Raw genomic sequence first — 23320 nt, 5'->3', positions numbered from 1 at the left:
ATGGCGAAAGTTTTCTGCATAGCCAACCAGAAAGGTGGCGTGGGAAAAACCACCACAGCAGTGAATCTGGCTGCCGGTTTGGCCATGGCAAAACAGCGCGTGCTACTGGTTGATCTTGACCCCCAAGGCAACGCCACCATGGGCTGTGGCATCGACAAACGCAGCGTAAAACACACGGTTTATCAGGTGTTGGTGGGCATGGTGGGCGTGGCCGAGGCGACCGTTCGCGCAGAAGGCGAGTTTGATGTTTTGGCAGCCAACCGCGAACTTGCTGGCGCTGAAGTTGAAATGGTCGAGTTTGAAGACCGTGAAATCAAGCTGCGTGAAGCAATTCTTGAGGTGGATGATCAATACGATTTCATTTTGATCGATTGCCCACCCGCACTGTCTCTGCTCACCCTGAACGCCTTGTGTTGCGCCAATGGCGTGGTCATTCCCATGCAGTGCGAGTATTACGCACTGGAGGGTCTGAGTGATTTGGTCAATACCATCAAGCAAGTGTGCAAGAACTTGAACCCGAACCTGACCATTATTGGTCTGCTGCGCGTGATGTACGATCCGCGAATGACGCTTGCTCAGCAGGTTTCCGCTCAGCTGGAAAAGCATTTTGGCAACAAAGTATTTAAAACCATTATTCCCCGCAATGTGCGCTTGGCTGAAGCACCAAGCTACGGGGTGCCCGGTGTGTTGTTCGATAAAACCAGCAAGGGTGCAAAGGCCTATTTGGACTTCGCCAACGAAATGGTCGACCGACTGGGTCTTCCCATCGCCGCATAACTTAATAACCAACAAGAAGCCATGAACGCAATCAAACGCACCAAAGGTCTGGGCCGGGGCCTGGAAGCGCTATTAGGCCCTTCTGGCGACGATGCCAACAAAGACATGGGTGAGCAGGTGATGACGCTGCCTTTGGGCAAGCTTCAGGCTGGTAAGTACCAGCCGCGATCCCGCATGGATGAGTCATCCCTGATGGAGCTGGCTGAGTCCATCAAAAGCCAGGGCATCATGCAACCCATTCTGGTTCGCCCGATCGGTTCTGGTAAATACGAAATTATTGCAGGCGAGCGTCGTTTCCGTGCGTCGAAAATGGCGGGCCTGGAAGAAGTGCCCGTGTTGGTGCGTGCAGTGCCCGACGAATCTGCTTTGGCCATGGCGTTGATTGAAAACATTCAGCGTGAAGACCTGAACCCGCTTGAAGAGGCCTTGGGCGTTCAGCGCCTCATTCGCGAATTCAATTTGACCCATGAAGATGCTGCCCGTGCCATCGGTCGATCCCGCAGTGCAACAAGCAACATGTTGCGTCTGCTCAACCTGGCTGAACCTGTTCAGACCATGTTGCTGGCTGGCGACATTGAAATGGGTCATGCTCGCGCCTTGCTTGCTTTGACGGCGGCCGAGCAAATTGCCTGTGCCAATGAAGTAGTCAACAAGCGTTTGTCGGTGCGTGAAACTGAAAAGCTGGTCAATGACTGGGCCAGCGACGGCGACCGCCAAGCGGTCAAACCCAAACAAACCGCGGACGTACGCCGGCTTGAAGAAGGTTTGGCCGACTGGTTGGCCAGCGCCGTTCAGTTAAAAGCCAATGCAAATGGCAAGGGCAGTGTTACTATTAAATTCAATAATTTGGATGAGCTGGACGGCGTGCTCGAGCGCATTGGCTTTCCCAAAGAAGAGCTTTAACTTTTGCACCAAATCGGTGTGAAAAATAAGCCGTTTTCGTTTGACTAGGGGGCGTACAAACCCCTATAATCTGGCGGTTTGTCAAAAACACGTGAACCCTGCGGAAAACACGTATCCGATCAAGGTTAAATGTGGCAGCGCAGCAAATATGTGGAAAATAGTCGGGCTCCAATGGGTCGTCGGGGTGGCAGTTTGCCTCCTCATGTTGTTGGTGTCCCCAATTCACGCGCAGTCTGCCGCTTGGGGTTTCGTCGCCGTTGCGTTGCCGAGCACGTTGTTCGCCGCGCGTTTGGCCTTGGGTAGCAAAACGCCCATGGGCGGAACTTTTGTGTTTTTGACCGGAGAATTCCTGAAGGTTGGCGCAACAATCGCAATCATGTTTGTAGCGAGTCAAGTTGATCCGAACATTGTTTGGTGGTCCTTGATCCTCACAGCGGTCGTCACCCTCAAAAGCTATTTTTTGGCATTTTTCTTGAGATAAGTATGGCATCTTCACCGAATGGGCTAACCCCCTCAGAGTACATCGTCCATCACTTGCAGCATTTCGCTACCGATAAGCAAAAATTTATCGTCGATTTCTCAGTGATCAACCTGGACACGATGTTTTTCTCCATCCTGTCTGGTCTAATTGTTATTCTCATGCTGCGCAAAGCAGCTTCCAAAGCCACTTCTGGCGTACCCGGTCGTTTTCAGGGTTTCGTCGAAATGATGGTGGAAATGGTCGAGAACCAGTCCAAAGCCATCGTTCATGGCGACCGCAGTTTTATCGCGCCCCTGGCACTGACCGTGTTCCTCTGGATCGTGGTTATGAACGCTTTCGACTTGGTTCCAGTTGATCTGATCCCCATGGCTTGGGGTGAATTGTTGTACGCACTCGGCTTCGCAGCCAGCCCAGGTGATCCCTACATGCGTGTGGTGGCTACAGCCGACCTGAATGGTGCCTTGGGCATGTCTCTGGGTGTGTTGGTACTCATGCTGTACTACTCAGTCAAAATCAAGGGCGCGGGTGGTTTCGTTCATGAATTGTTCTGCGCGCCTTTCGGTGCCAACCCACTGCTGTGGATTCCCAACTTTGTATTGAACCTCATTGAATTTGCCGCGAAGACCGTGTCCCTGGGCATGCGACTGTTCGGCAACATGTACGCAGGCGAATTGGTATTCATGCTGATCGCCTTGCTGGGTGGCGCTGCTGCGTTGTCCTTGGGTGGAGCATTTGCCTTCTTGGGTCACGTGTTGGCCGGAACAATCTGGGCGATTTTCCACATTCTGATCGTGTTGCTTCAGGGCTTCATTTTCATGATGTTGACCTTGATCTACATTGGCCAGGCGCATCAGGGCCACTGATCGATTTTTAGTTTTTTTGGTTTTTTTAATTTTTCATTTTTCAATTTAAGGAGTTGTCATGACTAACGTTGCTTTCGTAGCTCTTGCTTGCGGCATTATCATTGGTTTGGGTGCGATTGGTGCCTGTATCGGTATCGCGATCATGGGTGGTAAGTACCTGGAAGCTTCTGCTCGCCAGCCAGAACTGATGAACGAACTGCAAACAAAGATGTTCGTTTTGGCCGGTCTGATCGACGCTGCGTTCCTGATCGGTGTTGGTATCGCGATGATGTTCGCGTTTGCTAACCCATTTGTTGGTTAATTTACAGCCACTTCCTTCGAACAACACCGCACGAATGTTTTAAGTCCAATTCGTGCGTTTTAGAGGAAACATGCCGTGAACTTAAACGCAACGCTGTTTGCTCAGCTCGTCGTTTTCTTCATCTTGGCGGTCTTTACGATGAAATTCGTATGGCCCCCGCTGATCAAGAGCATCGATGAGCGTGCAAAGAAAATCGCAGACGGCCTGGCCGCTGCAGAACGTGGTAAGCAGGCTTTGGCAGAAGCCGGTCGTAAAGCTGAACAGGAACTGGCTGTAAGCCGTTCTGAGAATCAGCAGCGCCTGGCCGAAGCAGAAAAGCGTGCCCAGCAGATTATTGAAGAGGCAAAACAACAAGCCGAAGTTGAACGCAAGCGAATTCTTGCGCAGGCTGAAGCGGAAGCTGCGAACGAAGCACAACGTGCCCGTGACCAGTTGCGCGATCAGTTGGCAACTCTCGTGGTGAAAGGCGCTGAACAAATCCTGAAGAAGGAAGTGAACGCCCAGGCCCACGCAGATTTGCTGAATCAACTGAAAGCGGAACTGTAAGCCTAAAGCTTAAGGAAACACAACATGGTCGAACTATCCACCATCGCCCGTCCTTACGCTGAGGCAGCGTTTGATGTTGCAAAAACCTCAAACCTGAACCAGTGGAGTGATTGGCTACAGTCGTGGTCGGCAGTCGCAAGCAACGAAGACATTAAATTGCTGGTCAGCAACCCAAAGTTGACTGACGAGCAAGTGTTGAAAGTGTTTGTTGAACTGACCAAGACACCGGCGGAAGCGCAAGCAATGAATTTTTTGGGTGCGCTTGTGGAAAATGGCCGTTTGCTGGCCTTGCCAGAAATCGCTCGACAGTTCGAAGAATTGAAGAACAGCCATGAAGGCTCTGCAGACGCGATCATCGCCTCTGCATTCCCCATGTCTGATGCTGAAGTTCAAAACGTACGTGGTGCATTGGAAAAGAAATTTGGTTCCAAACTGAACGTGACAGTTCAGGTGGACGAGTCGCTGATTGGTGGCGTTTGCGTCACTGTGGGCGATCAAATTTTGGATAGTTCGGTGCGCGGCAAACTTAACGCGATGAAGGCGGCTTTAACAGCCTAACTTGGCCCTCAAACGTAATTGGAGCAATCAATATGCAGATTAATCCCTCTGAGATCAGTGAACTGATCAAGAGCCGGATCGAAGGCCTCGGATCATCGGCCGACATCCGGACACAAGGTACTGTAGTGTCCGTGAGCGACGGTATTTGCCGCGTTCATGGTTTGTCAGATGTTATGCAAGGTGAAATGCTGGAATTCCCAGGCAACACCTTTGGTTTGGCGCTCAACCTGGAACGTGATTCCGTGGGTGTCGTTATTTTGGGTTCTTACGAGCACATTTCTGAAGGCGACATGGTCAAGTGTACCGGCCGTATTCTGGAAGTGCCTGTTGGTCCCGAGCTGCGTGGTCGAGTGGTGAATGCATTGGGTGTGCCTATTGATGGCAAGGGCCCAGTGAATGCCAAGATGACTGACGTGATCGAAAAAGTGGCACCTGGTGTTATCGAGCGTAAATCGGTAGACCAGCCACTGCAAACCGGTGTAAAGGCGATTGACGCCATGGTTCCAGTTGGCCGAGGCCAGCGTGAATTGATCATTGGTGACCGCCAGACTGGTAAAACAGCTGTGGCGATCGACGCGATCATCAACCAGAAAGGCACTGGCGTAACTTGCGTGTACGTGGCTGTGGGCCAGAAAGCCTCCTCCATCGTGAACGTGTTGCGCAAGCTGGAAGAACACGGCGCACTGGAATACACTATTGTTGTGGTGGCTTCCGCTTCAGAATCAGCAGCCATGCAATACCTGGCTCCTTACTCTGGCTGCACCATGGGTGAATATTTCCGCGACCGCGGTGAAGACGCCCTGATCGTGTACGACGACCTGTCCAAGCAAGCTGTAGCCTACCGTCAAATTTCCCTGTTGCTGCGTCGCCCACCCGGCCGCGAAGCTTACCCAGGTGACGTGTTCTATCTACACAGCCGTTTGCTCGAGCGCGCATCACGCGTGAACGCCGAATATGTTGAAAAGTTCACCAAGGGTGAAGTGAAAGGCAAAACCGGTTCATTGACCGCACTGCCAATCATCGAAACCCAGGCTGGTGACGTAACAGCGTTCGTTCCAACCAACGTGATTTCGATTACTGACGGTCAAATCTTCCTGGAAACCGACTTGTTCAACGCCGGTATCCGTCCAGCGATTAACGCGGGTATTTCCGTGTCTCGCGTGGGTGGTGCAGCGCAAACGAAGGTGGTCAAGAAGCTGTCAGGCGGTATTCGTACCGACTTGGCCCAGTACCGTGAATTGGCTGCGTTTGCGCAGTTTGCTTCTGATCTTGACGAAGCAACCCGCCGCCAGCTGGAACGTGGTCGCCGTGTGGTTGAGTTGTTGAAGCAGCCCCAGTACGCCCCATTGAAAACATGGGAAATGGCACTGGCCCTGTTCGCAATCAACAATGGTTATTTGGATGATGTCGAGGTATCGAACGTTCTTCCTTTTGAGGTTTCTCTGCGTCAATTCATGCAGACAAGCCACAAGGACCTGATCGATCGTATCGAGCAGACTTACGAGTTGTCGAAAGACGATGAGCCAAAGCTGCACGAGGCCGTGAAATCATTCAAGAAAACTGGCGCGTATTAATCAGAGCGATCTGATTGTACCCACCGCATAACTCGGAAGGTCTCGTACCTTCCCGGTCATTGGAGGAAATACGATGTCAGGAATGAAGGAAATCCGGACCAAGATCAAGAGCGTGCAAAACACGCGAAAGATCACGAAGGCGATGGAAATGGTGGCTGCGTCCAAAATGCGCAAAGCCCAGGACCGTATGCGTTCGGCTCGTCCCTACGCGGACAAAGTTCGGAATATTTGCGCCAACCTGGCCAAGGCAAACCCTGAATACCGCCATGAATACATGGTGGCGCGCGACGAAATCAAAAACGTGGCTGCGATTGTTGTGACAACTGACAAAGGTCTGTGTGGTGGCTTGAACACCAACATTCTGCGTTTGGTGACCAGCAAGTTTCAGGAGTTTGGTGCCAAGGGCGCAAAGGTACGAGCAACCGCAATCGGTACAAAGGGCGCTGGCTTCTTTAACCGCATTGGTGTTGATGTGACTTCCAAGGTAACGGGTCTTGGCGACAAGCCCCACCTTGAAGCACTGATCGGCGCGATCAAGGTTCAACTTGATGCGTACGTTGCAGGCGAAGTGGATGCTGTTTATTTGGCATACACCCGCTTTGTAAACACCATGAAGCAAGAAGCCGTGTTCGAGCAATTGCTGCCCTTGGGTGGCGACAGGCTGCAAGCCGATGAGGGTTCCACGTCGTGGGACTACATCTATGAGCCGGATGCGAAGGCCGTGATTGACGATTTGTTGCTGCGCTACATCGAAGCATTGGTGTATCAAGCAGTGGCAGAGAACATGGCTTCAGAACAATCAGCACGTATGGTTGCGATGAAGGCAGCGTCAGACAACGCCAAGAATGTGATCAGTGAACTGCAACTTACCTACAACAAAGCCCGTCAGGCTGCCATTACGAAAGAATTGGCAGAGATCGTCGGCGGCGCAGCGGCTGTGTAAGCGGATGTTCGGAACGATTTTGAATTAAGGAAATAACGATGAGTACTGCGACAAACGAAGGAAAAATCGTACAGTGTATCGGCGCGGTTATTGACGTTGAGTTTTCACGCAACAACATGCCGAAAGTGTACGACGCGCTAACCATGGAAGGTTCCGAACTGACACTGGAAGTTCAGCAGCAGCTGGGTGACGGTGTAGTTCGTACCATCTGTTTGGGTGCATCAGACGCTTGCGCCGTGGCATGGCTGTGAAAAACACAGGCAAGCCAATTTCAGTTCCCGTGGGCCAAGGCACACTGGGCCGCATCATGGACGTATTGGGTCGCCCAATCGATGAAGCGGGTCCCGTGAATACCGACGCAACACGTGCCATTCACCAAAATGCCCCTGCTTTCGACGAACTGTCACCTTCGACAGAACTGCTCGAAACAGGCATCAAGGTGATCGACTTGATCTGCCCATTCGCCAAAGGCGGTAAGGTAGGCTTGTTCGGTGGTGCGGGTGTGGGCAAGACCGTGAACATGATGGAATTGATCAACAACATCGCCAAGCAGCACGGTGGTTATTCCGTGTTCGCTGGTGTGGGTGAGCGTACTCGTGAGGGTAACGACTTCTACCACGAGATGAAAGACTCCAACGTGTTGGACAAAGTTGCACTGGTTTATGGCCAGATGAACGAGCCTCCCGGCAACCGTTTGCGCGTTGCCTTGACTGGCTTGACCATGGCTGAATACTTCCGTGACGAAGGCCGCGACGTTCTGCTTTTCGTGGACAACATTTACCGCTTTACATTGGCCGGTACTGAAGTGTCTGCGTTGTTGGGTCGTATGCCTTCTGCGGTGGGTTACCAGCCAACACTGGCCGAAGAAATGGGTCGCTTGCAAGAGCGTATTACTTCGACCAAGAAGGGCTCCATTACTTCAGTGCAAGCTGTATACGTTCCTGCGGATGACTTGACCGACCCGTCACCTGCTACAACGTTTGCTCACTTGGATGCAACAGTTGTGTTGTCTCGTGACATCGCTTCTTTGGGTATTTACCCTGCGGTGGATCCACTGGATTCCACATCACGCCAGGTTGACCCCAACATCATCGGCGAAGAGCACTACAACGTGGCTCGTGGCGTGCAGCAAACACTGCAGCGCTACAAGGAACTGCGCGACATTATCGCGATTTTGGGTATGGACGAATTGTCTCCAGAAGACAAGCTGGCCGTAGCCCGTGCGCGTAAAATCCAGCGTTTCCTGTCACAGCCTTTCACAGTGGCTGAAGTATTTACCGGTTCACCTGGTAAGTATGTATCACTGAAGGAAACCATTCGCGGCTTCAAGATGATTGTGAACGGTGAGTGTGACCACTTGCCAGAGCAGGCTTTCTACATGGTAGGTACCATTGACGAAGCCTTCGAAAAAGCCAAGAAAATTCAGTAATCCGATTGGTGTGTCGTGCACCGGCCAAGGTGAAAACCCAAGCCGGTGCCCATCACAAAGGAAATGAGTATGTCGACAATCCGCGTGGACGTGGTGAGTGCAGAGGAATCAATCTTCGAAGGTGAAGCAGAGTTTGTAGCTTTGCCCGGAGAGCAGGGTGAACTGGGTATTTACCCACGTCACACCCCGCTGATTACACGCATCAAGCCCGGTACAGTTCGCATCAAGATTGCGGGTCAAGCTGAGGAAGAAGTGGTGTTTGTAAACGGTGGCGTGTTGGAAGTACAACCCAACGCAGTGACTGTTCTTGCAGACACAGCCCTTCGCGGCAGCGACCTGGATGAAGCCAAAGCAACGGAAGCCAAGCGTTTGGCTGAAGAGGCATTGGCCAATCGCAGTGCGGACATTGACTATGCTCAAGCACAGGCTGAATTGGCTTCCGCGATTGCACAGTTGCAGGCCATCAAGCGCTTGAGAAAAGTACGCTAAGCAGTACAAGGTTGAAAAGCCAGTGAAAAGCCACGGTGAAAGTCGTGGCTTTTTTCTTGAGCGGAACCATTGTGAAACCCTGTGGAACCTACGTGCGGGGATTCGCAACATAAATGGCAATCAAGGAGCCATTTATGTATCAGAAATTCGATGATTTGTTGAAAGACCTTCAACAGAGTCGCCCAAGCAACATGACCCCTCTGGGTCGCGTGTTCTTCTTCAACGACCAAGCCGTATTGCTGCAGCACGGGGAGATGGAAGGCATTACTTGGGTTGATATTCACATTGAATTGAAACGTTTTCGCGTGGACAGCCTGGCCGCTGCCAAGAAGGTGTTGCAAGCCAATCGCGAAATGGGCGCATCGACACCCATTCCCTCCTGGTTTGCAGTTGATCCCAAAAATGATTGCCTGGTATTCATCAATCGCCTGGACTGGCGGCATATCACCTGCAAAATTCTGGAAGACCATATTTTGCGGTGCATTGAACAAATGGGAAGTGCGTTGGCGACTGAGGGTGTGTAATCCGCTTTGAATTTTCTACAGGTTAGAATAAAGGCATGAAAATCGCCTTGTATTCTGACCTGCATCTTGAAACGATGCGCCACTTTCCCGCTTTGGCGGCTGTTCCACAACCTGCTGAGGACGTGGACCTGATGATCCTTGCCGGTGACATTCACCAAGGCACTCAGGGCTTGAATGCCCTGGCAGACTTGGGAGAGAAACAGCACATCTACGTGGCAGGCAATCACGAGTATTACAACCACGACATTGAAATTCTTGACGACCATTTGTTTGAACTGGCCGCGAAGAAGCAATTGAATTACCTGCAGCGCACCAGCGTGGTGATTCAGGGTGTGCGTTTTTTGGGTTGTACCTTGTGGACTGATTTCAATATTCAGCCCGGTTGGCGGTTTGGTGCCGAGCTTGTGGCCAAGCGTTTTTGCCGGATTACAAGTTAATCCGCATGCGCGGCAAACAGTTTTCCCCAAGCATGGGCATCGATTTGCACTACCAGAATATCGATTGGCTGGAGTCTGCACTGGCTTCACCGTTTGATGGAAAAACCGTGGTCATTACTCACCATGCGCCCCACCCGCAAAGTATTCACCCACGCTTTAACTTAAGCCCGATCAACGCGGCGTTTGTATCTGACCTGAGTCGTTTGATGGGCAAAGCCGATGTGTGGGTGCACGGGCACATGCATGATTCCTTCGATTACACCGTTCACAACAACGGTGGTCAAACCCGCGTGTTGGTGAATCCGCGTGGTTATGTTCGCAAAAAAGGCAAAGCGCGAAAAATGGAGCGTGGGCAAGTGCAGGTGACGCCGCAGGCTTTTGAGAATCCTTTCTTCAACCCGCACATGGTGTTTGAAGTATGAAGTTGACGGCCAACCTGAGTTGGCTTTACACCGAGTTCGATTTCCAGGACCGATTGGATGCTTGTGCACAGGACGGGTTCAGGCATGCAGAGTGCATGTTTCCTTACGATTATCCTGCTGAACTGTTGCGCGACAAGGCGCTCGAGGCTGGCGTGCAATGGGTGTTGATTAACGCACCGGCAGGTGATTGGGGCAAAGGCGATCGCGGGTTGGCCAGTTCGCCTTCGCGGCGCGACGAATTCAAGCGTTCAACAGAACAGGCAGTGAATTACGCCACGGCGTTGGGCGTGCGCAAAGTGCATGTGTTGGCGGGCGTTGTAAATTCAAACGATGAACAAAGCATGCGGGCGGCTTGGAACTGTTACGAGAAAAACTTGTTGTGGTTGGCCAGCACCATGAAAGCTGAGGCAATTGACTGGTTGATTGAACCGATTAACCGGTTTGACGTGCCTGGTTACCTGTTGAGCCGCCAGGCCGACGCCCATGAACTGTTGAGTCGCTTGAACCAGCCCAACCTGGGTGTGCAAATGGACTTGTATCATTGCCTGCGCACCGAAGGCGAGGTGCTGAATGCACTGAGCGAATACTTACCCTCTGGGCGGGTGAAGCACATGCAACTTGCTGGTGTACCCAATCGCGACGAGCCAGGGGCCAGTGAGTACGCGCCGGTGTATGCCCATTTGAAAATGTTGGGCTACAACGGGCACATGGGTTGCGAGTATCGGCCCAAGGCAGGCACCCGTGATGGCCTTGGCTGGATCCGAAGTACCGGTTTTTCAGGCACAATGGAGACCTTCGAAACTTGAGCTTGGGCGGGCAACCGCTGGAAGAATGCGCATGCAAGACGCTGAACTGAAGCAACTGCTCGAAAACACCAAAACGATCGCTGTGGTAGGTTTCTCCTCGCAGGCCCACAAGCCCAGTTTTTTCGTGGCCAAGTACCTGCAATCGCAGGGTTATCGAATTTTGCCAATTAACCCGGCTTTGCAAGGGCGGCCCAGTGGCTTGATGGGCGAAACCTGTTACCCCGATTTGAAAACAGCGATCGCGGAAACGGGTTTGAAGATTGATGTGGTGGATGTGTTTCGCCGTGCTGAACACACCCCCGATGTATTGGCCCAGGCCATGAATGTGGGTGCCGGCGCAGTGTGGTTGCAGCAGGGTATTCGCAACGACCTGGTGGAAGCCAAAGCCCGCGCGGCGGGTTTGCCCTTTGTGATGGACCGTTGTTTGAAAACCGAACACCAGCGTCTGTTTTTAGTTTGAATTTATACAAGAAGCACTTACGAACATGAGCAGTTTTCAGCCCGTCAAGAACGACACCTTTCTGCGTGCATTGCGCCGCGAAGCCACTGAGTACACCCCTGTCTGGCTGATGCGCCAAGCAGGCCGCTATTTGCCAGAGTACCGGGCAACACGCGCGAAAGCGGGCAACTTCATGGGTTTGTGCACCAACCCTGAAGCAGCTTGTGAGGTGACTTTGCAGCCGCTGGAGCGCTACAAGCTGGACGCTGCCATTTTGTTCTCGGACATTCTGACCGTGCCTGACGCCATGGGTTTGGGCCTTTACTTTGCAGAAGGCGAAGGCCCCAAGTTTGAGCGCCCGCTGGTTACTGAGGCCGATGTGGCCAAACTGGCGGTGCCTGACATTGGCACCAGCCTGCGCTATGTAACAGATGCAGTCAGCACCATTCGGGGTGCCTTGGGTGGGCGTGTGCCGCTGATTGGTTTTTCAGGCAGCCCTTGGACTTTGGCTTGTTACATGGTTGAAGGCGGTGGCAGCAGCGATTTCCGCAAAGTGAAAACCATGCTGTACAAGCGGCCAGACCTGATGCACCGTATTCTTGAAGTGACCACGGAAGCTGTGAGCCAATACCTGCGTGCGCAAATTGACGCGGGTGCCCAGGCAGTGATGATTTTTGACAGCTGGGGTGGTGCCTTGGCTGATGGCGCATTCCAGAAGTTCAGCCTGAATTACATCAAGAAAATCGTAGCCAGTTTGCCTTTGCAGGCGAACCGTGGCAGCTTCACGGAAAACATTCCCTCCATCGTTTTCACGAAGGGTGGTGGTTTGTGGCTGGAAGACATTGCATCGAGTGGTGCCAGCGCCGTGGGGGTGGACTGGACCGTGAACCTGGGCCAGGCCCGTGCACGAATCGGCGACCGTTGTGCCATTCAGGGTAACCTCGACCCCAATGTGTTGTTTGCAGAGCCAGCTCAAATTGAAGCTGAAGTGGCCAAGGCACTCGAAAGTTTTGGGGTGCCACAAGCGGGTGCAGGCCATGTGTTCAACTTGGGGCATGGCATTTCCCAATTCACCAACCCGGACAGCGTTGAAGTGATGGTGAACGCTGTACATGCCTACAGCCGCAAACAAAGGCAGTAAAAACTTGGACTTATGCACATTTTTGGCGCAAGGCAGAAGAAACGTTTTTTTGCATTGCACGACGAATGGAAAAGCAGGCAGATCAGTTAAGTTATTGTTTTAAAACAGTAAAAAAGCATTTTACAAAATTTGTACTTTACATGAATGCTCACATCCTGTAGCACACCCGTGGATTATTTCCACGGATGTCCACAAAGTTATCCACATTGACTGTTAAAAAATTTGTATTCCGTTTAATTCAAGCCAGCTAGTCCATGAACTTAAAGTAAGCTGTGAAGACAGACCCAAACAAAAACACGTCATCTAACCCGATCAAGGGACATACTTTGCTGGTGAATGTGTTGGTTGCTGCACCGCTTCCCAAAGCTTTCACTTACCAATGGCACAGTGAACACATGCCCCGATTTGGAATGCGTGTCATTGTGCCGTGGGGGCGTCAGCATCGAATTGGTCTGGTTCAGGGTGTTGCTCCTGATCAGCAATTGGCCGAGAACATCAAACCCGTGCACTCGGTGTTGGACCAAGGTGAATGCCTGAGCGCCCAGTGGCAGGCCTTGATTGAATTTGCCGCCAAGTACTACCACCATCCTTTGGGCATGATCGCGCTTGAGGCCTTGCCCAAGGCCTTGCGGGTTCTGAATGCCCGTGGAGAGGAGCCGGTGATGGTGGCCAAATCCCGAGAACATGCCATGAAGTTGCTGGCAGAGCGTACCGATCCGGACACCAGTGTCAAAGCCAACAAAACCAAAATCGACAAACTTGAAAAGCCGGAGCTGAATGCCGAGCAACTGGACGCTGTGGCGCAGCTGGCCAACGCCAAAGGTTTTAACCCCTTTCTGCTCTATGGAGTAACTGGCAGTGGCAAAACCGAGGTGTACCTGCACACGGTGGAAGAGCGCTTAAAGCAAGGTGAGCAGGTGCTGGTGCTGCTGCCAGAAATTAACCTGACCCCTGCAGCACAGGCTTTGTACAAAGAACGCCTGGCCCCGCACAGGGTTGTGGTAATGCACAGCAACCTGGCCGAACTGACCCGAACCAAGGCCTGGTTCGAGGCTGCTACGGGCGCTGCCGATGTGATTATTGCCACACGCCTGGGCGTGCTGACCCCACTGCCCCGGCTTGGCATGATTGTGGTGGACGAAGAACACGACCCTTCATACAAGCAGCAAGACGGCATGCGTTACCATGCCCGCGATTTGGCGCTGATGCTGGCCAAACAGCGCGAGGTGCCGATTGTACTGGGCTCGGCCACCCCTGCCCTGGAAAGCTGGTTGAAGGCCGACCTTGGGGCGTACAAGCGCTTGTGTTTGAAAAACCGGGCGGTGCTGGGTGCCAGTTTGCCAAAAGTGGAACTGATCAACACGGCCAACTTTCCGGCCAAAGAAGGATTGAGCGAGCCAGCCATGCAGGCGCTGGTGCAAAACTTCGAGGCCGGCAAACAAAGCATTGTGTTTTTGAACCGCCGGGGGTATGCGCCACAAATGGTGTGCAATGCCTGTGGTTGGGTGGCCAATTGCGACCATTGCACAGCTCATATGGTGTGGCACAAGAATGAACGCATGCTGCGTTGCCACCATTGCGGCGCTGGCCAGCGGGTGCCCACGCATTGCCCCACCTGTGGCAATCAGGACTTGACCGGGTTTGGCCGCGGAACCCAGCGCATTGAGGAAACACTGGCCGGCTTGTTGCCCACTGCAAATATTTTGAGAATTGACGCCGACAGCACCCGCAACAAAGGGCAAATGGAAGCGTTGCTACAACAGGCGCACAGTGGAGAGGCCGATGTATTGGTGGGCACACAGATGATTGCCAAGGGCCACGATTTTGCCAATGTGGCCCTGGTGTTGGCCTTGAATGTGGATGCCTCGCTGTATTCGCATGCCTACCGTGCCCCTGAACGTCTGTTCGCCCAGTTGATGCAAGTGGCCGGCCGGGCGGGGCGCCGCGCAGGCGATGCCCGCATGGTGGTGCAAACCCGTTACCCCCAGCACCCCTTGTTCGATGCATTGAAAGCACACAATTACGAAAGCTTTGCCAGTCACGAAATGCAGGCCCGCAAGGATGCACGCATGCCGCCGTTTTCCCACCAGGCCACCATTCGGGCCGACCACAAAAAGCTGGCCAACTGCCTTCAGTTTTTAAGCACGGCGAGGGAGCTGGGTGAACCTTTGGTGGATGCAGACAGCCCTGTTTTTATGTGCGACCCGGTGCCGTTGACTGTGGTTCGGGTAGGCGGTATCGAGCGGGCGCAAATGCTGATTGAAAGCGAATCGAGACCTGCGCTTCACCGGTTTTTAACCCAGTGGCTGGCGCAATTGCACGAGCTGCCCGGCAGTGTGCGCTGGTTTTTGGAAGTGGACCCGGTCGATTTGTAAGTGCCCTCTGGTACAGTAATGCCTTCCCCTGGAGTTTCCCCCCTGTATGTCTGTTGGCCTGAACAAAGCCCAAAGCGAAGCTGTGAATTATGTCGACGGCCCCTGCCTGGTACTGGCGGGTGCGGGCTCGGGTAAAACACGGGTGATCACCCAAAAAATTGCGCACCTGATTCAAAACAAAGGCGTGAGCGCCAAGAATATTGCAGCGGTTACCTTCACCAACAAAGCCGCCAAGGAAATGGAGGAGCGCGCGGCCAAGCTGTTGCATGGCAATGAAGGCAAAGGCCTGTTGGTGTGTACCTTTCACAGCCTGGGCATTCGAATTTTGCGGGAAGAACACAAGCATGCCGGGCTGAAGGCACGTTTCTCGATTCTGGACGCGACCGATACTTACGGTTTGGTACAACAGCTGTACAGCACCACCGACAAGCAGTTGATACGCAAGGCGCAAAGTGTCATTTCACTGTGGAAAAACGGCCTTGTGGATCCAGACGCTGCTTTGGCGCAGGCCACTACCGAAGAAGAAGGTGATATTGCACGCCTGTACAAAAGCTACGAGGCCACCTTGGCGGCTTACCAGGCTGTGGATTTTGATGACTTGATTTTAAAGCCCACCCGCCTCTTGGCCAGCAACGAAGAAGTGCGCAGCCGGTGGCAAAACCGTTTGCGTTATTTGCTGGTGGATGAGGTGCAAGACACCAATGCTTGCCAGTACGATTTGTTGCGCTTGATTGCAGGGCCACGCGCCATGTTCACTGCGGTGGGTGATGATGACCAGGCCATTTATGCCTGGCGGGGCGCCACCATTGAAAACCTGCGCCAGTTGACTGAAGATTACCCGCAGTTGAAGGTGATCAAGCTGGAGCAGAATTACCGGTCGACCTTGCGAATTTTGCAAGCCGCCAACCGTTTGATCGAGAACAACCCCAAACTGTTTCCAAAAACGTTGTGGAGCGACCATGGTCCGGGTGAGCCGATTGTGATCAGCCCCATGGCCGATGATGAACATGAGGCTGAGCAAGTGGCCATGATGCTGAGCGGTCACCGGTTCGAGCGGCGAGCCAAGTACGGTGACTACGCTATTTTGTACCGCAGCAACTTTCAGGCGCGTATTCTGGAGCAGGCTTTGCGCCGCCAGAAAATTCCGTACATTTTGAGCGGCGGGCAAAGTTTTTTTGAACGCGCTGAAATCAAGGATGTGATTGCCTATCTGCGCCTGCTCGTGAATCAGGACGATGACCCGGCATTCATTCGCGCTGTGACCACGCCCAAGCGTGGCATTGGCCAGAAAACACTCGAGGCTTTGGGCACTTACGCTGGAACGCGTGGTGTTTCATTGTTTGAAGCACTGTTTGAAACCGGTGCTGAAAGCCACTTGAATGCAGGTATGGTCGATGCGCTTCGCACTTTCGGTACGTTCATCAACAAACTGGAATACCGGGCACAACGAGAACCTGCGCGTGATTTGCTCAATGAATTGTTGAGCACCATCAAGTACGAGGAGTGGCTTTACGAGCAGCAAGACGAGCGCGGTGCACAAGCCAAGTGGCAAAACGTACTCGACTTTGTGAAGTGGATGGGCGACAAAGGCGAGGAGGAAGGTTCAACCCTGCTGGACCTGACCCAGAAGGTGGCGTTGATGACCATGCTGGATCGGCAAGACGACGGCACCCGGCCTGATGCTGTGCAGCTAAGCACGCTGCACGCCGCCAAGGGGCTGGAGTTTCCGCATGTATTTTTGATTGGTTGTGAGGAAAGTATTTTGCCAAGTTTTGGCGACGGGGAAGGGCGCGAGCTGACCGATGACAGGCTGGAAGAAGAACGCCGCCTGATGTACGTGGGTGTCACCCGTGCGCAACGTAGCCTGAACATTACCTGGTGCAGGAAGCGCAAGAAAGCGCGTGAGTTGGTGAGCTGTTTTCCATCGCGGTTCATCAAAGAACTTCAGCTGGAAACCGACAAAGACCTGCCCGACGACACGCCCAAAATGAGCCCAAAAGACCGCTTAAGTGCGTTGAAAGGCATGCTCACCAAAGTGGGAACCTGATGGCAATTTTAGGCCGTTCTACGAAATCTGCTTACTGAAAGTTTTCTGACTCCAGAACTTTCACACCGGGTTCGGCTTTCAATGCCTCTTGCAACATGATGCGCGCCAGTTTTTCAACCTTTACGCTGCGCAAACGCTTGGGTAAAAGCGGGTTGAACAAACGGCTGGCCACCAAGCCGATTTCTTCGCCAAGCCGAAACTCTTCGCGCTGGCCATCGAGCAAACCAGGGCGTGCAATGATCACGCTCGGAATGCCGGAATTTTTAACAGCTTGTTCAGCCTCGCCTTTGGTGCGCAAGTACAGACCTTTCGCTTTGGCGTTCGCCATCATGGCCGAATTGAGCACGAAGCAAGGCACTGAATGCTGTGCCGCGAGTGCCGCAAACTGAGCCACCAGTGTGTAATCGACAAAGCGGAACTGTTCGGCTGTTTTTGCCACCTTGATGGTGGTGCCCAGGGTGCAGATGACCGCGTCGGCTTGCCACCAAGGCGCCTCTTCGGGAATCGCATTGAAGTCGATTAACTGGTTGAGCAACTTCGGGTGAGGTGTCAGGGGTTTGCGCGTCAGCGCCACCACTTTGCCCACTTGCGGATGCGCCAGGGCTTGTGCCAAGACATGATGACCCACAACGCCGGTGGCGCCGATCAGCAACAAGGTTTTTTGGTCGTTCGTTGAACTCAAATCAAGTCCTCAATAAAAAACGCGGCAGTCCTAAGACTAACCGCGTTTCGCTGTCAAAGTCCAAAGGCTTGGTCAGGCGCTCTGTGTTTGCTTTTCTGCGGCTTTGCGTTTTTTGCGGGCAATTTGCTTGTCACGCATTTTCTTCATTTGACCCACGATAATGGCCTGATAGGTTTCCGGCAGGGTACGCACCATTGCGTCCATTGCGACTGCGTCTGGGCCAACCAGCACGCGGCGCTTATTGCCCTTCACGGCCTTCAAAATAATGTCGGCTGCCTTTTCTGCGCTGGTAATGAAGAACTTCTCGAAGAATTCCTTGCCCTGTTCAGAGTCAGCACCTGTGAACTCTTCAATTTCAGGGGAGGCAACGCTTTTGCGGGCAATTGCTGTTTTAATGCCGCCAGGGTGTACGCTGGTGGCAGACACGCCGCAGTTCATCATGTCCAGTTCCTGGCGCAGGCTTTCCGTGAAACCGCGCACAGCAAATTTGGTGGAGTTGTAGGTGCTTTGGGTAGGCTGTGCACACAGGCCAAACAGGCTGCTGGTGTTGATGATATGTCCTTCGCCCGATGCTTTCAGGTGTGGCAAGAATGCCTTGGTGCCGTACACTACGCCCCAGAAGTTGATGCCCATGATCCATTCAAACTTGTCGTAGTCGATGTGTTCAACCGGGGTTGCATAGGCCACGCCGGCATTGTTGAAAATCAGGTTCACTTTGCCATGGTCTTTTGCGGTTTGGTCGGCCCAGGCGTACATCGCCTCACGGTTGGACACGTCCAGTTGCTGGCTGGTGACCTTGACATTGGGTGCCGCGGCTTTGACCAGTTTCACGGTTTCGGCCAGGCCTTTGGTGTCAACATCGGAGATGGACACGTGGCAGCCTTCTTTGGCCAGTTGAAGTGCCAGAGTGCGGCCCATGCCTGAGGCTGCGCCTGTGATTGCGGCAACCTTGCCGTTGAATGATTTCATGTGTCGGTCTCCAATGTGCTGTGTTGTAGCTGTAATTTGACAATCGTGGTTGTCAATTTAATGTTGGGCCTGCATACTGTCAATGCCTATTTTTTGAGTATATCTTCCAATTATGAATGCGAAAGCACCGGAGCAAATTGCCAAAGCCGCAGGGCGTCGTTACCGTGGGGTGTCCAATGAGACCCGCAAGGCCGAGCGACGGCTCAAGTTGATTGAAGCCGGCATCAAGGTGTTCGGCTCGACCGGTTATCACGCTGCCACGGTGAAAGGCTTGTGCCAGGAGGCCGGGCTGACTGAGCGATACTTTTACGAAAGTTTCAGCAATGCAGAGGCTTTGTTCACCGCCTGCTACCTGCACATTACCGACACCTTGCGCGAGAAGTTGCAGAAGGTGTTGTTGGGTATGGAAGACGACAACCTGGAGCAGGCCACCCGCACAGGTTTGACCGTGTTTTTCAGCCAGTTCAAGGAAAGTCCGCAGGCCGCCCGAATTTTGTTGGTCGAGGTGTTGACGGTAAACCGGCACTTGGAAGAATTGAGCTTGAAAACTTTGTACAGCTTTGTGGAAATGCTGGAAACACTGGCCAAACCCCTGATTGAACAGAGAAAGGACGGCGCAGTGAAAGGCCTGGATTCCACTTTGTTGGCCTCGGGCCTGGTGGGGTCCGTGCTTTACATGGCTGCCCGTTGGAGCTTGGACGGCTGCAAAAAACCTGTAGAAGATGTGGTGGAAAACGCCATGCTGATATTTCGTGGCGTGGGCATGCTGCTGACAGAATAAAAAAACCCGCCTGGTGGCGTTTTTTGAGACTAGGGTGGTTCCCCCCAATTTACTTGGCGGCCTCGGCAGCTTGCTCAGCGGCCGGTGCTTCGGCAGCAGGTGCAGCTGGCTCGGGTGCCACGAAATCGGCGCCCACTTGTTTGCCCATGTAGGCCACCGCGCGAGCCACTTCGATGTCGTCAAGGTCAGAATTGCCGCCTTTGGCTGGCATGGCGCCAATGCCATTCACTGCGTTTTGCCAGAGTGTGTCAAAGCCTTTGCTCAGGCGGGCTGACCATTGACCTTGATCACCTGTTTTTGGCGCACCGGCTGCACCCGCAGTGTGGCAGGCCGCACAAGCTGCCGCATACACCTGTTCGCCAGTTTTCAATACTTTCGGTGCGTTGGCATCCACAAAGTCAACGGTGCCCACTGGTGCCAGGCGCGCGGCGATGGATTCTTCTGAAAACGCATTGCTGCCAGCGGCTGGCTTTTCGCTGCTGCTGACGTAATAAGCCAGCAAAATAATGACGAAAATCGGAATGACAAACGCGGCAACCACTGCATAGATAAGTTGCTTGGGTGTCTTGATTAGAAGTTCGTGTTCGTTTGAATCGCTCATACGACGTCCTGATTGAAAGCGCTGGTTGAAACGTAATTATTAGGGCTGCACAATACTGGCTGACAAACGCCGATGGACGCGCCTGTGGACGTGCCCGATTGATGTTTAGGCCTTGCGGCATGTACGCAGCATCAAAACAACTGTAAATTGTATCTTGAAAAATGCTTTAAACCCAAATATTTATTGCTGAAAATGCAAGCCTGTACTGCAGAGGGATGAGATTTTGAAGAGTGCATTGAGCGAAAACCATCGTTATGGTTTGCCCATGGTGGTTATTCACTGGTTGATGGCGGTGGGCATTTTGACGGCATTTGGCATGGGTTTGTACATGGTGGACATTCCCGGCATTACGCCGTTCAAGTTGAAATTGTTCAACTGGCACAAGTGGCTGGGCGTTACCTTGTTTGCCTTGGTGTTGTTGCGCATGGTGGTTCGAATGTTGTCGAAAACCCCCAAATACCCGGCACATTGGGGGCACAACACGGTGCTGCTGGCCAAATTGGGGCATTTGGCCTTGTACCTGTTCATGTTGGGTGTGCCGGTGTTTGGCTACCTGTACAGTTTGGCCTCGGGTTATCCGGTGGTGTGGTTTGGTGTAATCGAGCTGCCGGTGCTGATTGAAAAAAATGCGGAATTGAAAGAGTTGTTTAAAACCTTGCATGAACTTTCAGGCAAAGGCTTGGTCTTGTTGGTGGTGGGCCATGTGTTGATGGCCTTGAAGCATCACGTTCTGGACCGCGACGGTATTTTAGGCCGCATGATCCCCGGAATGCGAGCCGACTAATTTTTTCGATCAATTGCAGATTGTTTTAAAGCCCCGCAGGATTCATATGAATTACTCATTCGCCAAGGCGTTGACAGGCCTGGCATTCTCAGTTTGTAGCATGTCCGCCCTGGCCGCGCCAATTGATGTAACACAAAGTGAAGTCAAGGCCACATTCAAACAGTTCAATGTGCCAGTGAGTGGCAATTTCAAGAAATTTACAGGCGACGTGCAGTATGACCCAGCCAAGCCAGCTGACACCAAAGCCACCCTTGGCGTAGACACCGCCAGTTATGATCTGGGCGACCCCGAGTACAACAAAGAGGTTGCGGGGAAAGACTGGTTTGATTCAAAAAATCACCCCAAGGCCACCTTTGTGATTACTGGTGTAACCGGCAGTGGCAACAATTTGCAGGCCACCGGCGATTTGACCATTCGAGGCATCAAAAAACCATTGAAGTTTCCGGTAAAAGTTCAGACAGCGGGTGGCAAGCACACGTTCACCGGCAAAGCCCAGATCAAGCGCCTGGAGTACAAAGTGGGCGCCGATGGCGAGTGGGGCGACACCAGCCTTGTGGCCGATGAAGTGGTGATCGATTTTAAATTGGTGATGCCTGCCAAGTGAGCAGGCACGCCATGATATATACAGCAACAACAAGGAGTTAGGGATGTTTAAGCAAGTATCAAAAACAATGTTGGGCGGTGCGCTTGCACTGGGTATGTTCGGTGCTTTGGGCGCAGCCAATGCGGCGGTGGACACTTACATCATCGATCCAAGCCACACTTTCCCGTCATTTGAGGCGGACCACATGGGTGGGCTTTCGTTGTGGCGTGGCCAGTTTGAAAAAACCAAGGGCATGGTGACTTTGGACCGTGCGAAGAAAACCGGCACCGTGGACATTGAAATTGATGCGGCCAGCCTTGATTTTGGCCATGGCAAGATGAACGAGCACGCCAAAGACGTGGACATGTTTGATGTGGAAGCCCACCCCACGATTACCTACAAAGCCAGCAAAATGCGCTTTGAGGGTGACAAGCCTGTTGAAGTGCTGGGCGATTTGACCTTGAAGGGGATTACCAAGCCTGTGCCTTTGAAGATCAACACTTTCAAGTGCATTATGCACCCCATGAAAAAAGCCGAGGTGTGCGGTGCGGATGCGGTGGCTGAATTCAAGCGCACGGATTTTGATCTCGGTTACGCCGTGGACCGCGGATTTTTCCCGGAGGTGAAAGTGCTGATCACCATTGAAGCTGTGAAGCAACCCAAGTAAATGATGAGGTAATAAAAAAGGCCGGTGACTTTACAATCACCGGCCTTTTTATTTGCCGCGAACTTTACTTGCTTTCTGTGGCGTGTTCCAGTTTTTCAGGCTTGTTGTCGCCGCGTGTTTTCCACAGCGAGAACAACACACCACCGGCGATCAGGCCCAAGGTTACGCTGAGCGAGAAGGCAGGGGGGAATTTGCCGATGAAGTTCACCAGGAAAATTTTGCTGCCAATGAACACCAGTACCATTGCCAAGGCGTACTTCAGGTAGTGGAAGCGATGGATCATTGCGGCCAGTGCAAAGTACAGGGCACGCAAACCCAGGATCGCAAAAATATTGCTGGTGTACACAATGAACGGGTCGGTGGTGATCGCAAAAATTGCGGGCACGGAATCAACCGCGAAAATCAGGTCCACAAACTCGATCAATACCAAGGCCAACAACAGGGGGGTTGCAAAACGCACCACTTTGCCGGTTTTTGGGTCGGGTTCGTTCACCACAAAAGCATTGCCGCGCAGGCCTTCGGTGACACGCATGCGTTTGCGCAAAAACTTCAGGATCGGGTTGTTCTCGATGTCGGGTTTGCTGTCCGCCATGAACCACATTTTGATACCGGTGATCACCAGGAAGGCACCGAACAGGTAAAGCACCCAGCTGAATTCTTTTACCAGTGCGGCACCCAGGCCAATCATGATGGCGCGCAACACGATCACACCCAAAATACCCCAGAACAACACGCGGTGCTGATACTGGCGGGGAATGGCGAAGAACGAGAAGATCATGGCGATGACAAACACGTTGTCCATCGACAGTGATTTTTCAATCGCGAAACCGGTGAAGTAGTTCATACCGCTCTCAGAACCCAGGTACCACCACACCCAGGCACCGAACAGACAGGCTGCAGTGATGTAACCGCCCGAGAGCAGCAAACTTTCCTTGACCCCGATTTCGTGGTCATCTTTGTGCAGCACGCCGAGGTCGAAGGCGAGCAGCGCAACCACAATACCGACAAACAACAGCCAAATCCATGCGGCTGTGCCGAGAAAATCGGTGTGCATGAATTCCATTAAAACGTCCACTTTGATACTCCATGAGGGTTGAATTGAACACGGCGCCATGGTGTACCAGTTGTGGTTTCGAAAAAACCAGTATTTAATGAACTATTACTTCGGTTTTTGCGCAGTTAAATTGTTGAGGTGCCG

At 52.7% G+C, this 23320-nt stretch carries 26 protein-coding genes and 1 pseudogene; 23 read left to right on the top strand and 4 right to left on the bottom strand.

Annotated elements, in window-relative coordinates; translation table 11 throughout:
* The 19 genes and pseudogenes from BSZ31_RS04625 to BSZ31_RS04535 all read left to right on the top strand — a co-directional run bounded on the left by BSZ31_RS04625 (nt 1) and on the right by BSZ31_RS04535 (nt 17055).
* Nucleotides 1-777, top strand: a complete 777-nt coding sequence (locus BSZ31_RS04625) for a ParA family protein (protein WP_105027751.1) — start codon at nt 1-3, stop codon at nt 775-777.
* A gap of 21 nt (nt 778-798) precedes the next feature.
* Complete coding sequence (locus BSZ31_RS04620) at nt 799-1680, top strand: ParB/RepB/Spo0J family partition protein (protein ID WP_105027750.1); 882 nt, start codon at nt 799-801, stop codon at nt 1678-1680.
* A 91-nt stretch (nt 1681-1771) separates the two neighbouring features.
* Entirely contained in the window at nt 1772-2161 is a 390-nt protein-coding gene (locus BSZ31_RS04615) for an ATP synthase subunit I (RefSeq protein ID WP_146106597.1), read from the top strand.
* 2 nt (nt 2162-2163) lie between these two features.
* Complete coding sequence (gene atpB, locus BSZ31_RS04610; RefSeq protein ID WP_105027748.1) at nt 2164-3024, top strand: F0F1 ATP synthase subunit A; 861 nt, start codon at nt 2164-2166, stop codon at nt 3022-3024.
* A 58-nt stretch (nt 3025-3082) separates the two neighbouring features.
* Nucleotides 3083-3325, top strand: coding sequence for a F0F1 ATP synthase subunit C (gene atpE / locus BSZ31_RS04605; protein ID WP_008247085.1), 243 nt, complete (start codon nt 3083-3085; stop codon nt 3323-3325).
* A gap of 75 nt (nt 3326-3400) precedes the next feature.
* Nucleotides 3401-3871 carry a F0F1 ATP synthase subunit B gene (locus tag BSZ31_RS04600; protein ID WP_105027747.1) on the top strand — a complete coding sequence of 157 codons (471 nt, stop codon included), beginning with the start codon at nt 3401-3403 and terminating at the stop codon, nt 3869-3871.
* Between the two features lie 24 nt (nt 3872-3895).
* A complete protein-coding gene (locus tag BSZ31_RS04595) occupies nt 3896-4429 on the top strand; it encodes a F0F1 ATP synthase subunit delta (RefSeq protein ID WP_105027746.1) in 534 nt (177 codons plus the stop codon).
* A gap of 32 nt (nt 4430-4461) precedes the next feature.
* Nucleotides 4462-6003 carry a F0F1 ATP synthase subunit alpha gene (gene atpA, locus BSZ31_RS04590; RefSeq protein WP_008247088.1) on the top strand — a complete coding sequence of 514 codons (1542 nt, stop codon included), beginning with the start codon at nt 4462-4464 and terminating at the stop codon, nt 6001-6003.
* A gap of 73 nt (nt 6004-6076) precedes the next feature.
* Nucleotides 6077-6946 carry a F0F1 ATP synthase subunit gamma gene (gene atpG / locus BSZ31_RS04585; protein ID WP_105027745.1) on the top strand — a complete coding sequence of 290 codons (870 nt, stop codon included), beginning with the start codon at nt 6077-6079 and terminating at the stop codon, nt 6944-6946.
* Nucleotides 6947-6984: 38 nt separating this feature from the next.
* Nucleotides 6985-8375: pseudogene (gene atpD / locus BSZ31_RS04580) on the top strand (F0F1 ATP synthase subunit beta).
* Nucleotides 8376-8444: 69 nt separating this feature from the next.
* Nucleotides 8445-8864, top strand: coding sequence for a F0F1 ATP synthase subunit epsilon (locus BSZ31_RS04575; protein ID WP_105027744.1), 420 nt, complete (start codon nt 8445-8447; stop codon nt 8862-8864).
* 134 nt (nt 8865-8998) lie between these two features.
* A complete protein-coding gene (locus tag BSZ31_RS04570; protein ID WP_105027743.1) occupies nt 8999-9388 on the top strand; it encodes a hypothetical protein in 390 nt (129 codons plus the stop codon).
* Between the two features lie 35 nt (nt 9389-9423).
* Nucleotides 9424-9825: a metallophosphoesterase gene (locus tag BSZ31_RS04565; protein WP_105027742.1), complete on the top strand. Its 402-nt coding sequence runs from the start codon at nt 9424-9426 to the stop codon at nt 9823-9825.
* 5 nt (nt 9826-9830) lie between these two features.
* Nucleotides 9831-10247 carry a hypothetical protein gene (locus BSZ31_RS04560; RefSeq protein WP_105027741.1) on the top strand — a complete coding sequence of 139 codons (417 nt, stop codon included), beginning with the start codon at nt 9831-9833 and terminating at the stop codon, nt 10245-10247.
* The gene (locus BSZ31_RS04555; protein ID WP_105027740.1) at nt 10244-11053 is read left to right on the top strand and encodes a hydroxypyruvate isomerase family protein; all 810 of its coding nucleotides are present in this window, start codon (nt 10244-10246) and stop codon (nt 11051-11053) included. The genes BSZ31_RS04560 and BSZ31_RS04555 overlap by 4 nt, the downstream gene beginning before the upstream one ends.
* 31 nt (nt 11054-11084) lie before the next feature.
* Entirely contained in the window at nt 11085-11513 is a 429-nt protein-coding gene (locus tag BSZ31_RS04550) for a CoA-binding protein (protein WP_240605646.1), read from the top strand.
* 25 nt (nt 11514-11538) lie between these two features.
* The gene (hemE, locus tag BSZ31_RS04545) at nt 11539-12633 is read left to right on the top strand and encodes a uroporphyrinogen decarboxylase (protein WP_105027738.1); all 1095 of its coding nucleotides are present in this window, start codon (nt 11539-11541) and stop codon (nt 12631-12633) included.
* A 272-nt stretch (nt 12634-12905) separates the two neighbouring features.
* Nucleotides 12906-15008, top strand: coding sequence for a primosomal protein N' (locus tag BSZ31_RS04540; RefSeq protein WP_240605645.1), 2103 nt, complete (start codon nt 12906-12908; stop codon nt 15006-15008).
* A gap of 46 nt (nt 15009-15054) precedes the next feature.
* Nucleotides 15055-17055 (top strand): UvrD-helicase domain-containing protein, encoded by a 2001-nt coding sequence (locus BSZ31_RS04535; RefSeq protein WP_105027737.1) that lies wholly within the window; start codon nt 15055-15057, stop codon nt 17053-17055.
* A 31-nt stretch (nt 17056-17086) separates the two neighbouring features.
* Here the strand turns inward: BSZ31_RS04535 and BSZ31_RS04530 are convergent, their stop codons facing one another.
* Nucleotides 17087-17737 carry an NAD(P)H-binding protein gene (locus BSZ31_RS04530; RefSeq protein WP_105027736.1) on the bottom strand — a complete coding sequence of 217 codons (651 nt, stop codon included), beginning with the start codon at nt 17735-17737 and terminating at the stop codon, nt 17087-17089.
* A gap of 72 nt (nt 17738-17809) precedes the next feature.
* The gene (locus BSZ31_RS04525) at nt 17810-18706 is read right to left on the bottom strand and encodes an SDR family oxidoreductase (protein WP_105027735.1); all 897 of its coding nucleotides are present in this window, start codon (nt 18704-18706) and stop codon (nt 17810-17812) included.
* A gap of 112 nt (nt 18707-18818) precedes the next feature.
* Between BSZ31_RS04525 and BSZ31_RS04520 the strand changes: the two genes are divergently transcribed.
* Nucleotides 18819-19487, top strand: a complete 669-nt coding sequence (locus tag BSZ31_RS04520) for a TetR/AcrR family transcriptional regulator (protein ID WP_105027734.1) — start codon at nt 18819-18821, stop codon at nt 19485-19487.
* A gap of 49 nt (nt 19488-19536) precedes the next feature.
* On the opposite strand, the gene BSZ31_RS04515 is transcribed toward BSZ31_RS04520, so the two are convergent.
* Nucleotides 19537-20088 (bottom strand): cytochrome c5 family protein, encoded by a 552-nt coding sequence (locus tag BSZ31_RS04515; RefSeq protein WP_105027733.1) that lies wholly within the window; start codon nt 20086-20088, stop codon nt 19537-19539.
* 235 nt (nt 20089-20323) lie between these two features.
* Here BSZ31_RS04515 and BSZ31_RS04510 point away from each other — a divergent pair, with 235 nt between their 5' ends.
* The 3 genes from BSZ31_RS04510 to BSZ31_RS04500 all read left to right on the top strand — a co-directional run bounded on the left by BSZ31_RS04510 (nt 20324) and on the right by BSZ31_RS04500 (nt 22122).
* The gene (locus tag BSZ31_RS04510; RefSeq protein ID WP_240605644.1) at nt 20324-20872 is read left to right on the top strand and encodes a cytochrome b; all 549 of its coding nucleotides are present in this window, start codon (nt 20324-20326) and stop codon (nt 20870-20872) included.
* A gap of 46 nt (nt 20873-20918) precedes the next feature.
* Nucleotides 20919-21476 carry a YceI family protein gene (locus BSZ31_RS04505; protein ID WP_105027731.1) on the top strand — a complete coding sequence of 186 codons (558 nt, stop codon included), beginning with the start codon at nt 20919-20921 and terminating at the stop codon, nt 21474-21476.
* 67 nt (nt 21477-21543) lie between these two features.
* Nucleotides 21544-22122: a YceI family protein gene (locus BSZ31_RS04500; RefSeq protein WP_105027730.1), complete on the top strand. Its 579-nt coding sequence runs from the start codon at nt 21544-21546 to the stop codon at nt 22120-22122.
* Nucleotides 22123-22186: 64 nt separating this feature from the next.
* On the opposite strand, the gene BSZ31_RS04495 is transcribed toward BSZ31_RS04500, so the two are convergent.
* Entirely contained in the window at nt 22187-23185 is a 999-nt protein-coding gene (locus BSZ31_RS04495) for a TerC family protein (protein WP_369907283.1), read from the bottom strand.
* Nucleotides 23186-23320 lie beyond the last annotated feature (135 nt).

Origin of the sequence: Limnobacter sp. SAORIC-690, from assembly GCF_002954425.1 — a bacterium.
Classification (GTDB): domain Bacteria; phylum Pseudomonadota; class Gammaproteobacteria; order Burkholderiales; family Burkholderiaceae_B; genus Limnobacter; species Limnobacter profundi.
The sequence above is the reverse complement of the archived record's forward strand: the minus strand, read 5'-3'. Positions and strand labels throughout refer to the sequence as shown.